At 57.1% G+C, this 14445-nt stretch carries 12 protein-coding genes, 1 tRNA gene and 1 other RNA gene; 6 read left to right on the forward strand and 8 right to left on the reverse strand.

The features are described 5' to 3' along the window. From ACOYNV_RS15920 to ACOYNV_RS15930, 3 genes are all read right to left on the reverse strand, one after another. The coding region (locus ACOYNV_RS15920) for an Arm DNA-binding domain-containing protein (RefSeq protein WP_422900776.1) at positions 1–208 on the reverse strand (208 nt) is incomplete at its 3' end. Positions 209–386: 178 nt separating this feature from the next. Further along, positions 387–750, reverse strand: a transfer-messenger RNA (tmRNA) gene (ssrA, locus tag ACOYNV_RS15925). Positions 751–1076: 326 nt separating this feature from the next. Beyond that, positions 1077–1161, reverse strand: a tRNA-Leu gene (locus ACOYNV_RS15930). Between the two features lie 259 nt (positions 1162–1420). On the opposite strand from ACOYNV_RS15930, the gene queA reads away from it, so the two are divergent. The 6 genes from queA (at position 1421) to ACOYNV_RS15960 (ending at position 7794) form a co-directional block, all read left to right on the forward strand. Continuing rightward, on the forward strand, positions 1421–2488 hold the full coding sequence (queA, locus tag ACOYNV_RS15935) for a tRNA preQ1(34) S-adenosylmethionine ribosyltransferase-isomerase QueA (RefSeq protein WP_422900777.1): 1068 nt from the start codon (positions 1421–1423) through the stop codon (positions 2486–2488). Next, positions 2478–3599: a tRNA guanosine(34) transglycosylase Tgt gene (tgt, locus tag ACOYNV_RS15940; protein ID WP_422900778.1), complete on the forward strand. Its 1122-nt coding sequence runs from the start codon at positions 2478–2480 to the stop codon at positions 3597–3599. The genes queA and tgt overlap by 11 nt, the downstream gene beginning before the upstream one ends. 110 nt (positions 3600–3709) lie before the next feature. Next, the gene (gene yajC, locus ACOYNV_RS15945; protein WP_422900792.1) at positions 3710–3988 is read left to right on the forward strand and encodes a preprotein translocase subunit YajC; all 279 of its coding nucleotides are present in this window, start codon (positions 3710–3712) and stop codon (positions 3986–3988) included. Between the two features lie 91 nt (positions 3989–4079). Next, entirely contained in the window at positions 4080–5960 is a 1881-nt protein-coding gene (gene secD / locus ACOYNV_RS15950; RefSeq protein ID WP_422900779.1) for a protein translocase subunit SecD, read from the forward strand. A 12-nt stretch (positions 5961–5972) separates the two neighbouring features. Beyond that, complete coding sequence (secF, locus tag ACOYNV_RS15955) at positions 5973–6917, forward strand: protein translocase subunit SecF (RefSeq protein ID WP_422900780.1); 945 nt, start codon at positions 5973–5975, stop codon at positions 6915–6917. A 175-nt stretch (positions 6918–7092) separates the two neighbouring features. Further along, positions 7093–7794, forward strand: coding sequence for a cytochrome b/b6 domain-containing protein (locus tag ACOYNV_RS15960; protein ID WP_422900781.1), 702 nt, complete (start codon positions 7093–7095; stop codon positions 7792–7794). 55 nt (positions 7795–7849) lie between these two features. Here the strand turns inward: ACOYNV_RS15960 and ACOYNV_RS15965 are convergent, their stop codons facing one another. The 5 genes from ACOYNV_RS15965 to ACOYNV_RS15985 all read right to left on the reverse strand — a co-directional run bounded on the left by ACOYNV_RS15965 (position 7850) and on the right by ACOYNV_RS15985 (position 14443). Continuing rightward, the gene (locus ACOYNV_RS15965) at positions 7850–8305 is read right to left on the reverse strand and encodes a c-type cytochrome (RefSeq protein ID WP_422900782.1); all 456 of its coding nucleotides are present in this window, start codon (positions 8303–8305) and stop codon (positions 7850–7852) included. Positions 8306–8438: 133 nt separating this feature from the next. Continuing rightward, positions 8439–8759, reverse strand: coding sequence for a DUF2322 family protein (locus ACOYNV_RS15970; protein WP_422900783.1), 321 nt, complete (start codon positions 8757–8759; stop codon positions 8439–8441). 332 nt (positions 8760–9091) lie between these two features. Beyond that, positions 9092–11707: an alanine--tRNA ligase gene (alaS, locus tag ACOYNV_RS15975; protein WP_422900793.1), complete on the reverse strand. Its 2616-nt coding sequence runs from the start codon at positions 11705–11707 to the stop codon at positions 9092–9094. A 1047-nt stretch (positions 11708–12754) separates the two neighbouring features. Next, a complete protein-coding gene (locus ACOYNV_RS15980; protein ID WP_422900784.1) occupies positions 12755–13150 on the reverse strand; it encodes a response regulator in 396 nt (131 codons plus the stop codon). Between the two features lie 66 nt (positions 13151–13216). Beyond that, a complete protein-coding gene (locus tag ACOYNV_RS15985) occupies positions 13217–14443 on the reverse strand; it encodes a response regulator (protein ID WP_422900785.1) in 1227 nt (408 codons plus the stop codon). Positions 14444–14445 lie beyond the last annotated feature (2 nt).

The following is a 14445-nucleotide window of genomic DNA, read 5'->3' on the forward strand; positions in this document are numbered from 1 at the left end:
CATCAGCAAGGCTTTTGTCTGGGTACGTTCCAATAGTGTATGTCTTGGATTTGTTCGCAACTTTGTAATCCATGCGCCAAGTCGGTGGGCTGTTGGGTTTTCTGATGACCAAGTAGAGCCCTTCGCCGTCTACAAGTTTTCGAGTCTTTGTTTCACCCCATTCCTTGTTTAGAAACGATTTTATTTCTCTATCAGTCAGCCTTTCCATGCGTGTACCCTGCGAAATGTAGGTTCAAGGCGCTGATTTTAGCGCGTACCCTGAGTTTGTACCCGATTTGTTATTGGCACTTCTTAGAAGTTATTAGAAACTGTTAGATGTTAATTCATTGAATGCAAAAGAAAAAGGCCGTCACTTGGACGGCCTTAAATCTCGCTAGACAACTAATTGGTGGAGGCGGGGGGGATCGAACCCCCGTCCGCAAGTCCTCTACAGACAGTTCTACATACTTAGTCCGGTCATTTGGGTTTTAACCGTTGCACGCCGGCCGAACAGGCTTGCTTCAGGCGAGTTACCTTGGATTTAGCCCTTGCCAAAGTAACCCTGGCAAGGGCGAGCCTCTGTAAATGACGCTGCAGTGAGTTGCCTCACCTGACCCAGAGACCGGTCAGTACAGCGGTCCAACCGCCTAAGCGGCTAGAGCAAAACGCTCGTCGTTGGCGTTTAGTAGTTTCCAGATGGATTTACGAGGTGACTGGTCCTCGGTATGCCCTGCGCTGCTTTGCAACCCACGTCGAAGCCAGGTCGCCCCCATTTTCAGGCGCCGAATAGACCCGGCACCCTCTGAAAAGTTTTTGCAGAAGGAACATTCTATCACGCGAAAATACCAACGGGCAGAGCTATTTGGCCCGGGCAAAAGGCAATAGCATGCGATGGGTCGTACCATAACTTCACTTTGCAGAGGTGGGTGGCTTGTAATGACTTGCCAACAACTGGACGAAATATTTGCCCGTGTTGAAGTGAGGTGTCTGCTTGTCGATATGAAAGGCTCACTGTCGCCGCCGGGATATTTTGCGACGAGAGAGCTAGAATGCTTTGCTTGATTAATTTGCCAAATTAAAAGCGCAAGTAATTTGATTGGTGCCCCGACCCAGAGTCGAACTGGGACGCCTTGCGGCGCGGGATTTTGAATCCCGTGCGTCTACCGATTCCGCCATCGGGGCAACACTAAAATCAAATTACGGTAAAGATGCCAACCAGAAACAAATATTTTCTTCTATAGCAATAGTGATATCTTGTGTTAAGTATTTTATGTGTAACTTATTGATTTTAAAGTAATTTGTGATACTATAAATTTTTTTAATCCGCTGCGTCTACTGATTTCACTATTCTGGCCCAAATTCGTGTGAGACAAACTTAAGGAGGCCGAATTATCCTCGATTCGCCCCTTACCGACAAGCCGCTCTGCAGACAATATTTTACATGCTCACTCTCGACGATTTTGATTACCATCTGCCACCTGAACTGATTGCCCAGCATCCTGCCACCGAACGAACGGCCAGTCGGCTGCTGCATCTTTCGCGCGGAACGTTTAACGACCGTCAATTTTCCAGCTTGCCGCAACTCATCGAATCCGGTGATCTGCTGGTTTTCAACGATACGCGAGTGATCAGGGCACGGCTCCTCGGGCAGAAGGGAAGTGGTGGCCAGATCGAGGTGATGATCGAGCGCATTGTCGATTGCCGGCATACCGTCGCCCAAATCCGTGCTAGCAAATCGCCCAAACCGGGTAGCCGGATCATTCTCGAAAACGCCTTTGCCCTTACGGTTACGGGCCGTACTGGAGAACAGTCGGAGTTTTTCGCTCTCGAACTGGTTGGCGACGGTGATCTTTACAACTTGATCGAGCAGCACGGCCATTTGCCACTGCCGCCTTACATCACCCACGCCGTTGAGCCGAACGACGAAACACGCTACCAGACGGTCTTCGCCCGCCATCCAGGCGCCGTTGCAGCCCCGACGGCCGGCTTGCATTTCGACGAGTCCATGCTGGCGCAACTCAGTAAGTGCGGTGCCGAACTGGCCTGGCTGACGCTGCACGTAGGCGCTGGCACCTTTCAACCGGTACGGGTAAATAATCTTGCCGAACATCGCATGCATTCAGAGCGTTTCGATATTCCGCAAGCAACCGTTGAGGCCATCGCGCGCACCCACGCGCGTGGTGGTCGCGTCATCGCCGTTGGCACCACCAGCCTGCGCGCCCTCGAAGCAGCAGCACAGAGCGGAGAACTGCGCGCTGGCGCGGCAGAAACCGACATTTTCATCACGCCAGGCTACCGCTTCCGTATCGTCGACCGATTGATCACCAACTTCCATCTGCCGAAGTCGACGCTGCTCATGCTGGTCTCGGCTTTTGCCGACCCGGCCATGATTCGCCGGGCCTATCTTCACGCTGTAGCCGAACGCTATCGCTTTTTCAGCTACGGTGATGCCATGCTTCTCGAAAGAATGCACGAAACAATGAACGATAAGGCGAACCATGCAATTTGAACTCCTCGCCTCCGATGGTGCAGCCCGGCGCGGTCGCCTGACGCTCGCCCATGGCATCGTCGAAACACCTGTCTTCATGCCGGTCGGCACTTATGGGACGGTCAAGGCCATGACGCCGCGCGACCTGACCGAGATTGGCGCGCAAATCTGTCTCGGCAACACCTTCCACCTGTGGCTGCGCCCTGGTCTGGAGGCCATTGCCGCACACGGCGGTCTGCACCGCTTCATGGGCTGGAATGGCCCGATTCTTACCGACTCGGGCGGTTTTCAGGTCTTTTCGCTCGGCGCCCTGCGCAAAATCACGGAAGAAGGCGTCAAGTTCTCCTCGCCGATCAACGGCGACAAACTGTTCCTGACGCCCGAGGAATCGATGCGGATTCAGCATGTTCTGAACTCCGACATCGTGATGATCTTCGACGAATGCACACCCTATCCCGCCAGTTTCGACGAAGCCGCCAAGTCAATGCGCCTCTCGCTGCGCTGGGCTCAACGTTCGCGCGACGAACATAACCGTCTCGAAAATACCAACGCCCTGTTCGGCATTGTCCAGGGCGGCATGTACGAAGAATTGCGTGACGAGTCGCTGGCCGCCCTTGCCGACATCGACTTCGACGGTTTTGCCATCGGCGGCCTCTCGGTCGGCGAACCCAAGGAGGAAATGTCGCGCATCCTTGCCCACACCGCGCCCCGTCTGCCGCAAAACAAACCGCGTTACCTGATGGGCGTCGGCACGCCGGAAGATCTGGTAAATGCCGTACAGGCCGGCATCGACATGTTCGACTGCGTGATGCCGACGCGCAACGCACGCAACGGCCACTTATTTACGCGTTTCGGCGACATCAAGATCAAGAACGCCCAGCACAAGAGCGATGCGCGGCCACTCGATGAAAGCTGTGAGTGCTACACCTGCCGCAACTTCTCGCGCGCCTACCTGCACCATCTGCACCGCGTGGGCGAGATCCTCGGCGCGCAACTCAATACCATGCATAACCTGCACTACTACCAGGCGCTGATGCTTGAACTGCGCGAGGCCATTGCCGCCGGCAAACTTGCCGATACTGTCGCCAGCTTCCATACCGGGCGTAACGCACAAGCCAGAGTGATACAATAGCCCGCTAATTTTCTTACACTTTTCGATTTTTTCATTTTCCCCAGGAGAATAATGTGCTGATCAGTAACGCTTACGCCCAAGCCGCTACTACCGCCGCCCCCGCCGGCCCGATGGATAGTGTCATGCAGTTTTTGCCCATCGTTCTGATGTTCGCCGTGCTCTATTTCCTGATGGTCCGGCCGCAGATGAAAAAGGCCAAGGAACACAAGGCGCTGATGGATGCGCTGATGAAGGGCGATGAAGTCGTCACCCAGGGCGGTCTGGCTGGCCGCATCACCAAGGTCGGCGATGACTTCGTGAGCATCGCAATTACCGATAACGTCGAGATCCAGATGCAGAAGCCTGCAATCACGCTGGTTCTGCCCAAAGGCACGCTTAAAAACCTGTGAGGAGGCAGGAGTGAGGAGTGATGAGTAAAACCAGACGCCCACTTCTCTCGCTTATCTCTCAACGCTCAACTTTTCACTCCTAAGTGCCTCCATGAACCGCTATCCGCTCTGGAAATATGTCATCGTCGCCTTGGCGCTGGTGATCGGCTTTATCTACACCCTGCCGAACTTCTTTGGCGAGTCACCTGCCGTCCAGGTGTCGAGCGCCAAAGCAACGCTCAAGGTTGATCTCAAGACGCTGGAACGTGTCGAGAGTACGCTCAAGCTGGCGAGTGTCGAAAGCAACGGCACCTTCCTCGACAGCAATGGCGTCAAGGTTCGTCTGATAGACACCGACTCCCAGCTCAAGGCCAGGGATCTGTTGGAGAAGCAGTTCAATCCCGACGCCAGCGACCCGCAGTACGTCGTCGCCCTCAACCTGCTCTCCAGTTCGCCGCAATGGCTGACCAACCTGCATGCCTTGCCGATGTATCTCGGTCTCGACCTGCGCGGCGGTGTTCATTTCCTGTTGCAAGTCGATATGAAGGGCGCGCTGACCAAGCGGCTCGATTCAATCAGCGCCGATCTGCGCAGCCTGTTGCGCGACAAGAATGTTCGTCACGGCGGCATCAACCGGGAAAGTGAACGCATCGTCATCAGTTTCCGCGATGAAGAAACGCGCAGCAAGGCGCGTACCACGCTGGAAGACAACCAACCGGATCTGCTGCTTGCCGATCAGGGTACTGGCAGCGATCTCAAGCTGATCGCCACTCTGAAACCGGTCGCCATCACGCGCTTGAGGGAATTTGCCGTCAAGCAGAACATGGGCACGCTGCACAACCGGATCAACGAACTCGGCGTTGCCGAGCCGGTCATCGCACAACAGGGCGCCGACCGCATCGTGGTCCAGTTGCCGGGCGTGCAGGACACGGCCAAGGCCAAGGACATTCTCGGTCGCACCGCGACGCTGGAAATCCGCATGGTCGACGATACGCCCGGTGCGCTGGAAGCAGCCATCGCCGGCCAGGTCCCATTTGGCGTCGAGCTTTACGTCGAGCGCGGCGGCAGGCCACTGCTGGTCAAGAAGCAAGTGGTATTGACCGGCGACCGCCTGACGGATGCCCAGCCCGGCTTCGACAATCAGACCCAGGAAGCGGCAGTGCACCTTAGCCTGGACTCCGCCGGATCGCGTATTTTCAAGGAAATCACGCGCGAAAACGTCGGCAAGAGGATGGCCATCCTGCTCATCGAAAAAGGCAAGGGCGAGGTGGTTACGGCCCCGGTCATCCGCACCGAAATCGGTGGCGGACGCGTACAGATTTCCGGCAGCATGAGTTCCATGGAGGCCACCGATACGGCGCTGCTGCTACGTTCCGGTTCGCTCGCCGCCCCGATGGAGATCATAGAAGAGCGCACCATCGGCCCCAGCCTTGGTGCGGAAAACATTCAGAAGGGTTTCCATTCAACGATGTGGGGCTTTGCCGCCATCGCCGTGTTCATGATCGCCTACTACAGGCTGTTCGGCCTGGTCTCGGTCGTTTGTCTGGCCGCCAACCTGCTTTTCCTGGTCGCCCTGCTTTCCCTGCTGCAGGCTACGCTGACCCTCCCTGGTATCGCCGCCATCGCGCTGGCACTGGGTATGGCCATCGACGCCAACGTGCTGATCAACGAACGCATCCGCGAGGAACTGCGCAACGGATCTACGCCGCAGGCCGCCATCCATACTGGTTACGAACGCGCCTTCGGCACCATCATCGACTCGAACATCACAACGCTGATCGCCGGCATCGCGCTGCTCATCTTTGGTTCCGGCCCGATACGCGGCTTTGCCGTGGTGCACTGTCTGGGCATTCTGACCTCCCTCTTTTCCGCCGTGGTCGTCTCGCGGGCGCTGATCAACCTGATTTACGGGCGTCGCCGCAAGGTCGAATCGCTGGCCATCGGTCAGATATGGAAGCCGGACACCAGTACCAACGCGGTCAAAGCCAAATAAGGACGTAAGAAGATGGAATTTTTCCGCATCAAAAAAGATATTCCGTTCATGCGCCATGCGCTGGTGTTCAACGTCATTTCGCTGATCACCTTCCTGCTGGCGGTGTTCTTTCTCTTCAGCCGTGGCTTGCATCTTTCCGTCGAGTTCACCGGCGGCACGCTGATCGAGGTCAACTACGCACAGGCCGCCAAGCTGGAGCAGATTCGCGAAGGACTCGGTCGGGCTGGTTATACCGATATTGCCGTGCAGAACTTTGGTTCCAGTCAGGACGTACTCATCCGCTTGCCGCTCAAGACCGATCAGAGTTCGGCCAAGATCGGTGAAGCGGTGATCGCTGCGCTGAATGCCGAAGCACCGGGCGCCACACTGCGCCGTGTCGAATTCGTCGGTCCGCAGGTCGGCAAGGAACTCGCCGAGAATGGCTCGCTAGCGCTGCTGCTGGTCATCGTCGGCATCGTGCTCTATCTGGCCATGCGCTTCGAATGGCGCTTCTCGGTCTCGGCAATCATTGCCAACCTGCACGATATTGTCATCATTCTCGGCTTTTTCGCCTTTTTCCAATGGGAGTTTTCGCTCTCGGTTCTGGCTGCGATTCTGGCCGTACTCGGCTATTCGGTGAACGAATCGGTCGTCGTCTTCGACCGTGTGCGCGAAACCTTCAAGAAAGTGCGTGGCCTGACGACGCCGCAAGTCCTCGACCACGCCATCACCAGCACCATCTCGCGCACCATCATCACGCATGGCTGTACGCAGCTCATGGTGCTGTCGATGCTGCTTTTCGGCGGCGCGACCCTGTACTACTTTGCCCTGGCGCTGACCATCGGCATCTGCTTCGGCATCTACTCGTCGGTACTTGTCGCGAGCCCGCTGGTCATGTGGCTGGGCGTCTCGCGCGAAAACTTCATCAAACCGAAAAAGCAGATTGAAGGCGCCAATGACGACGGCGCAGTCGTTTAAACTGAACGTCGCGCGAGCGACTCACGAATCTCCCCTCTCCTAGAGGGAGAGGGGCCGGGGGTGAGGGTACAGGTGCCCCATGCCTGCTGACCGCTTTCCGAAATGTAGAGTTTTCCTTCGCGGGCGCCTGATTGGCGCCCGTGGCGCTTTGTTTTCTTATTACGAGGAGAAGCGAATGGACGTTAAACGCATCAAGCTGTGGGATCTGCCGACGCGTCTCTTTCACTGGTTGCTGGTCATTTTCATCGCCGCCGCGATCATTTCCGGCAATATTGGCGGTGGCGCCATCGACTGGCACGGAAGGATCGGCCTGGTCATTCTCGGCCTGCTCGCCTTCCGCATCGTCTGGGGGGTTATCGGCTCCAGCCATGCCCGTTTTGCGAGTTTTTTTCCGACTCCCGCCTCCGTCCTTGCTTACCTGCGCGGACAATGGCACGGTGTCGGCCATAACCCGCTTGGTGCATTTTCCGTTTTCGGTCTGCTGGCATTGATCGGCCTGCAACTTGGAACCGGCCTCTTCGGCAATGACGACATCGCTTTCCGTGGCCCGCTATTCGACCTGATCAGCAAGGAACTGAGCGACAAACTGACCGGCATCCACAAGTTCTCGGTCAATGCATTGATCGCGCTGATCGTCCTGCACCTCGGCGCAATCACGTTCTACGCCCATGTCAAGAAAGACAATCTGGTCAAGCCGATGATTACCGGCTGGAAGGACGTCAAACTCGGTGATGGTGTGCAGGGTGAATCGGCCAAAGGCGGCGGCGCACTGGCCTTCATCGTCGCGCTGCTGATTGCCCTGGCTGTGGTTTATGGCGGCTCCGGTGCCTGGATACCTGCACCACCAACACCTGTTGCTGCCCCTCCCGCTTGGTAAGCGCCAAACGAAAAAGGCCGCCGAAGGCGGCCTTTTGCATGCCAAGAACGCAAGTTCAGTCCTTACGAAACTCCTCGTGACAGGCCTTGCAGGCGCCGCCGGTCTTGCCGAACTGCGCCTTGATCGCGGCTACATCACCGGTCGCGGCGACTTTAGCCAGTTCGTTGGCTTCCTTGCTGAAGTTCATTGCCAGTTCCTTGACCTTGTCCGGCTGCTGGAAAAACTCGGATTTGAGGCGGGTTTTCTCGCCAGCCACGTCCTTGTCGGTGCCTGGAGCATAGAGCGCACCCATACCCGAATTGGCTGTTGCCGCAACCAGGTTGGCGGCAGCAATGACCTGATCCTTGTTGAAGGTGCCGTCAAGGTTGGCCTTGATCTTGCCCATGTTCCAGGACATGAAGCTGTAGCCGGCCTTGCGGAATTTGATCATTTCTTCCGGCTTCAGTGTCTGCTGGGCAAAAGATGCGCTGGCAACGCCGGCGAGGACAAGAACTGCAATGATTTTCTGCATGGTTATTTTTCCATTGTGGTTGATAAAACTTCGTAAAGCCTTGCCCAAGGCAGAGCAGCATGGCTTCGACAGCGGTATGCTATTAAAATGCAGACTGGCTTGAGCCGCATTAAACCACAAGAAGTTTAAAGGTTCAAACAGCGAACACATGTTTGATGCGCAGCGTCTTTTTTTCCTCGATCAAACCAAGCAGCCGGTCGATATTGGGATGTTTTCCCGGATGCGCGCGGGCATCTTCAGTGTGCTCGGCGAAGAGTTCAAGGCCTTTTCTCGCGGCGTCCGGAGTTATTGCGCCGTAAGTCTGCGCCAGATGGTTATAGACCGCCAGCGACCCCTGACTCCCCGGCTTGTTCTCAATGGCAACGAGAATGTTTCCTTCTGCATCAAGCAGGTTGATCGCTGCCAGGTGAGATATGCCCGGTAGCTTCTTCAGATTTCCAGCAAATTGCGACATGTTTCAAACTCCTTGAATTTCTACATCATGCGAGCGTATCCCGGATTTCTCTTATCCCTCGAGGATGAGGGGCGGGGAGCAGGGTAAATTTTTTTTACCGCTAACCCATTGATTTACCGTCATTCCGGGCTTGACCCGGAACTAGTTCGTTTATCAAGCCGGTCTTTTAACATCTTGATCAGATGGACGAATCTAGATTCCGGCCTTCGCCGGAATGAGTGCGCCCGTGAAGGCGCGCAAACAGCACGGTGAGAGCCGTGTGCGGGAGAACCGCACGCACGGTTCGGAGGGAGGGGAGGGCGAGCGTCCTTCTCTACCCCTGTCGTTGGATTCTATAACCGCGACTCCACCCACGCGTGCACGGAAGCCAGCGCCGCCGGTAATTTACCCGGCTCGGTACCGCCGGCCTGCGCCATGTCCGGCCGGCCGCCGCCCTTGCCGCCGACCTGCTGGGCGACCATGTTGACCAGCTCGCCGGCCTTGACCTTGCCGGTCAGATCGGAGGTGACGCCAGCGATCAGCGTCACCTTGCCTTCTGCCGTCGACGCCAGTACCACGATAGCGCTCTTCAGCTTGTCGCGCAGCTTGTCCATCGTTTCACGCAAGGCGTTGATGTCGGCACCGTCCAGCGTAATCGCCAGCACCCTGGCGCCTTTCACCTCGACCGCTTCGCTCACCAGATCGTCGCCTTGCGCCGCCGCCAGCTTGCTCTTGAGGGCCGCCAGTTCGCGTTCGAGATGGCGCACCTGATCGAGCATCGAGTTAACCCGCGCCTGCACCTCGCCGGGCAGCACCTTGAGCGTACCGGCGACGCCGCCGAGTGCGCTTTCCATGTTCTGCATGTAGGCCAGCGCGTTGTCGCCGGTCACCGCTTCGACACGGCGCACGCCGGCCGCCACGCCGCCTTCGGCCACGATGCTGAAGACGCCGATGTCACCGGTGCGGCGCACGTGCGTTCCGCCGCACAGTTCGCGTGAAGATCCGATGTCGATGACGCGCACCTCGTCGCCGTATTTCTCGCCGAACAGCATCATGGCGCCGAGCTGCTGCGCTTCGGCAATCGGCAGCACGCGACACTGGCAATCGACATTGGCCAGCGTCTCGGCATTGACGAGGTTCTCGACGCGACGGATTTCCTCGTCGGTCATCGGCTGGTTATGCACGAAGTCGAAACGGGTCTTGTCCGGATCGACCTGCGAGCCCTTCTGCTGCACATGCTCGCCGAGCACTTCGCGTAGCGCCTTGTGCATCAGGTGAGTCGCCGAGTGGTTACGCATGATGCGGCTGCGCGCCAGCAGATCGACCTTGGCGCTGACGGCATCGCCGACCTTCAGGCTACCTGTCTTGAGCACGCCCTGATGGCCGAAGACGGAGGCCTGAATCTTCTGCGTATCCTCGACGGCGAAAATGCCCTGCGCCGACTGGATCACCCCGCGATCACCGACCTGGCCGCCGGATTCGGCGTAGAACGGCGTTTCGTCGAGCACCACGACGCCGAGATCGCCTTCATTCAACTCATTGACCGGGCTGCCCTGCTTGCAAAGCGCCAGCACCTGGCCCTTGAATTCGAGCGTTTCGTAACCGTGGAAGGTCGTCGCCGGGCCGCTGTATTCAAGCGCCGTCGCCATCTTGAACTTGCCGGCGGCACGCGCCTGCTCCTTCTGCCGGTTCATTGCCAGCTCAAAGCCGGCGCTGTCGACGCTCACGCCGCGTTCGCGGCAGATGTCGGCGGTCAGATCAAGCGGGAAGCCGAAGGTGTCGTGCAGCTTGAAGGCTGTCTCGCCATTGAAAACACCCTTGCCGCCCATCGCGGCGAGTTCGCTTTCGAGGATTTCCATGCCGTGTTCGATGGTCGTGAAGAAACGATCCTCTTCCTGGCGCAAAACGTCGCTGATGCGCTTCTCGCCGGCCACCAGTTCGGGATAGGCGCTGCCCATTTCGGCCACCAGGTCGGGCACCATGCGGTTGAAGAAGGCGGCACGCGCGCCGAGCTTGTAGCCGTGGCGGATGGCGCGCCGGATGATGCGGCGCAAAACATAGCCACGCCCCTCGTTGCCGGGAATGACGCCGTCGGCCAGCAGAAAGGAGCAGGCGCGGATGTGGTCGGCGAGCACCTTGAGCGACGGGCTGTTCATGTCTTCGCTCGACGTTTCACGCGCCGCCGCGGCAATCAGCCGGGCAAAGAGGTCGATCTCGTAGTTGCTGTGCACATGCTGCAATACGGCGGCTACGCGCTCCAGCCCCATGCCGGTATCGACCGAAGGCTTGGGCAGCGGATGCATGACGCCGTTTTCGTCGCGGTTGAACTGCATGAAAACGTTGTTCCAGATCTCGATGTAGCGGTCGCCGTCTTCGTCGGGCGAACCCGGCGGACCACCCGGAATGTGCTCGCCGTGGTCGTAGAAAATCTCGGTGCACGGGCCGCAGGGGCCGGTATCGCCCATCATCCAGAAGTTGTCGGAGGCGTAGCGCGCGCCCTTGTTGTCGCCGATGCGCACCAGACGCTCGGCCGGGATGCCGATGACCTGGTTCCAGATGGCGTAAGCCTCGTCATCCTCGGCATAAACCGTGACCCACATGCGCTCGGCCGGCAGCTTGTAGACCTCGGTCAGCAGTTCCCAGGCGTACTTGATCGCATCGAGCTTGAAGTAGTCGCCGAACGAGAAGTTGCCGAGCATCTCGAAGAAGGTGTGATGGCGTGCGGTGTAGCCGACGTTCTCCAGATCGTTGTGCTTGCCGCCGGCGCGAACGCACTTCTGCGAAGTCGTGGCGCGGTTGTAGGGCCGCTTGTCGAAGCCCAGGAAGACATCCTTGAACTGGTTCATCCCGGCGTTGGTGAACAGCAAGGTTGGGTCCTCGTGCGGCACGAGTGAACTGGAGGCCACGATCTGGTGGCCTTTGGAGGCGAAAAACTTGAGGAATTGTTCGCGGATTTCGGCGCTTTTCATCGGCATGAGTCCCTGCAGGGGCGTATTCAAAAGGGGGTGATTCTAGCACCGAATCGGGCCTGAGCCGATGGCAGGAAAGCCTGCGGAAAGGCTTGGTCAGCAGGTTAATCATGGCTGGCTGCCGGGCCAGGTTTTGGGCCGGCAGCGAAGGATGTTGTGGTCCGCGGTAGGGTTGATAGCATTGTCGGAAAGCCGCATGAATAAACCACCTGCAGATTGTATGCATGAAGAGTGGCGTATTCATTGGCTTGCAGGCTGCTGTGTCTGTAGATTGCCGGAGCACTTGGATTGCAGCGTATTAAACCTTAAAACCTCAGTTGGATGAGATGCCAATGTCGCAGGCCCTCATCCCCAGCCCTTCTCCCGCGGGGAGAAGGGTGTAAACTCCCTCTCCCCGCGGGAGAGGGTTGGGGTGAGGGCTAAACACGCGTCAAACCTGGCTTTGCGGTCGATTAGTTGCTGTCAACTGCGGTTTTCAGGTTAAATCAAATCGAGCCTTGGTTTATAAGGTTTCCGGATTCCGTGATTGACTTTCTGTTGTGCGGTGCAATATCCAGGTTACTTCAGGCGGCTGACTATTTTTACCGGCGACAATCGGCCTTTAGCGGTCATAGCCACCGTTTCTCCATTGCGGACGTTCGTTCTGCGTAATCACCCGAAAGCAGCCGCTGGGCCGTCACTATCGGCTTTCCTCGGCTGAACGGCGGAAACGCTCAGGTAGGTGCCGCTCACCGAAAGAACTGGAACAGGGAAGGCCGTCGCTCAGAATGTGAAATCGGATTTTCGACTGAACGCCTGTAACACAGCGAATCTCGACTCTCACAATGACTGCCGGGGAATTGATGAATTGATGAATTGACGAATTGACGAATTGACGAATTGACGAATTGACGAATTGATGAATTCATCAATGGACGAGACAGCAGCAAACTGTGGCAGGACGCAATAGCCCGATATGGCATGGCATTGTCGCGGCCTTTCATCAACGGCAGCCCCGGCTGATTCATGATTCAAACCCCGGTTGATGCAAAGCGCCGAGAGCAGCGCCTAGCGATTGCTGCCGAGCCTCTTCATCGCACCTTCAATGACGGCCAGCACCCGGCCGGAATTGAATGGCTTGACGATATAGCCTGCGGCTCCGCCGCTAATGGCGGCCTGCACCGTCTCGCGCTCGGCGCTGCTGGTGATCATGATCACCGTCATTGTTGGCACCGCCGTCCGTATCTTGCGAAGTACCGTCAGCCCGTCCGATTTGGGCATCTGCACGTCGAGGCAAACGATATCAGGCTTCAGGCGCAAGGACATTTCAAGCCCTGCATCCCCGTTGTTGGATTCGCCGATCACTCGATAGCCATCGCAAACCAGAATGAGGCGAAGCAAGCTGCGCGTCATCTCGCTATCGTCCACCAGCAAGACATTTCCTTTATTTGCTATCCCGGACATCAGTGCCCCTGATCGTAAAAGTTTCAATCGATCCAGGTATTCCCATCAACAAATACCTAAAAAAACTCAACAGCAGCCCCGGCCTGCCGGCTCGGGCTCAATGTCTCGACCTGCAGTTGCCGTTGCTTTCTCGGTGTTCAAAATGCTGGTCAGTCGCCGGGCTATGCCGCTGAGCGTTTCCTGCGTTTCGCCGCTGAAATTGTAGATTTCGGCCAAATCGTTGGCCATGTTTTGAACGATTGTATCGACGCATTTTTCTTGTTTATCGGACATGCCGAGCGTAGTAAAGGCTCTCGATAGCTCACCAAGTACGATGAGCGTCGTCGAGGTAGCATGATAGCGAGCCGTCGCATACTTATTCTCGAAATTCTGCACGGCTGTTTGCAAGGAACTCAACAGGTCGGCAGCAACCCCCTTGGCCATCGTATTTTCTGATTTTGTCTGCAAGGCCTGCAACTTGGCGTTGGCGCATTCAGCGGCGATCGCCACGTTGTCGCGGAGAATGCCGCACAAATCGGGGTCGTGAATCGGTACGTTGTTGATCAGGATCGTGATGTGCTCGAAATTGTAGGCCGCCCGCGATTTGAACTCGACGATGCGCTCCATGCTGCGCATATTGTTGATTACCGCCACTTCGAGCGGGAGGCTTTCACCGGCTTCATTGGAGGTGATTTCAAGATCCGGCAGGCGGATCTGGATGGCCGTTTGAAGGCCGGAGGATCGCATCAGCGAAAACAGGGCTTGGAGCAGGGCAGATGGTGTTTCGCAGTCGTTGAGCTGGCGCAGGAAGGTAATCAGTACCGCCTGCTGATCCATGTTCGACAGGGCCAGCGAGGACAGCAATTTCGCTTCAACCGTCTTGATCTTGAGCTGCGCGCTATCGTTACTCTTGCGACGGGCGGCAACGACTTTTTTACGCAGTTCTGCGACCTGGTAGGGCTTGACAATGTAATCATCACCGCCGGCTTCATACCCGGCGATACAGGATGCCAGATCGTCGAGCACGGAAATGAAAATGACGGGCAGGCTACTGAGGGCCGGTTGACACTTGATTAGTTGGCACAATGTGTAGCCATTCATTACGGGCATATCGACATCGAGCAGCAGGAGGTCGGGTACTTTTTCGGCAATCCGATCAAGGCAGGCCTGGCCAGAAGCGAAAGACTCGACATTGTAGAGTGGCTTGAAGGTCATCTCGATCATGCGCCGACCGGCTTCCATATCGTCGACGACGAAAATGGTGTACTCGCTGTCCACGTTTCTCTCCTGGTTTTTCCCCGTTTGGGGACTCATTA

It is taken from the genome of Propionivibrio sp., from assembly GCF_049316945.1.
In the GTDB taxonomy this organism is placed as follows: domain Bacteria; phylum Pseudomonadota; class Gammaproteobacteria; order Burkholderiales; family Rhodocyclaceae; genus Propionivibrio.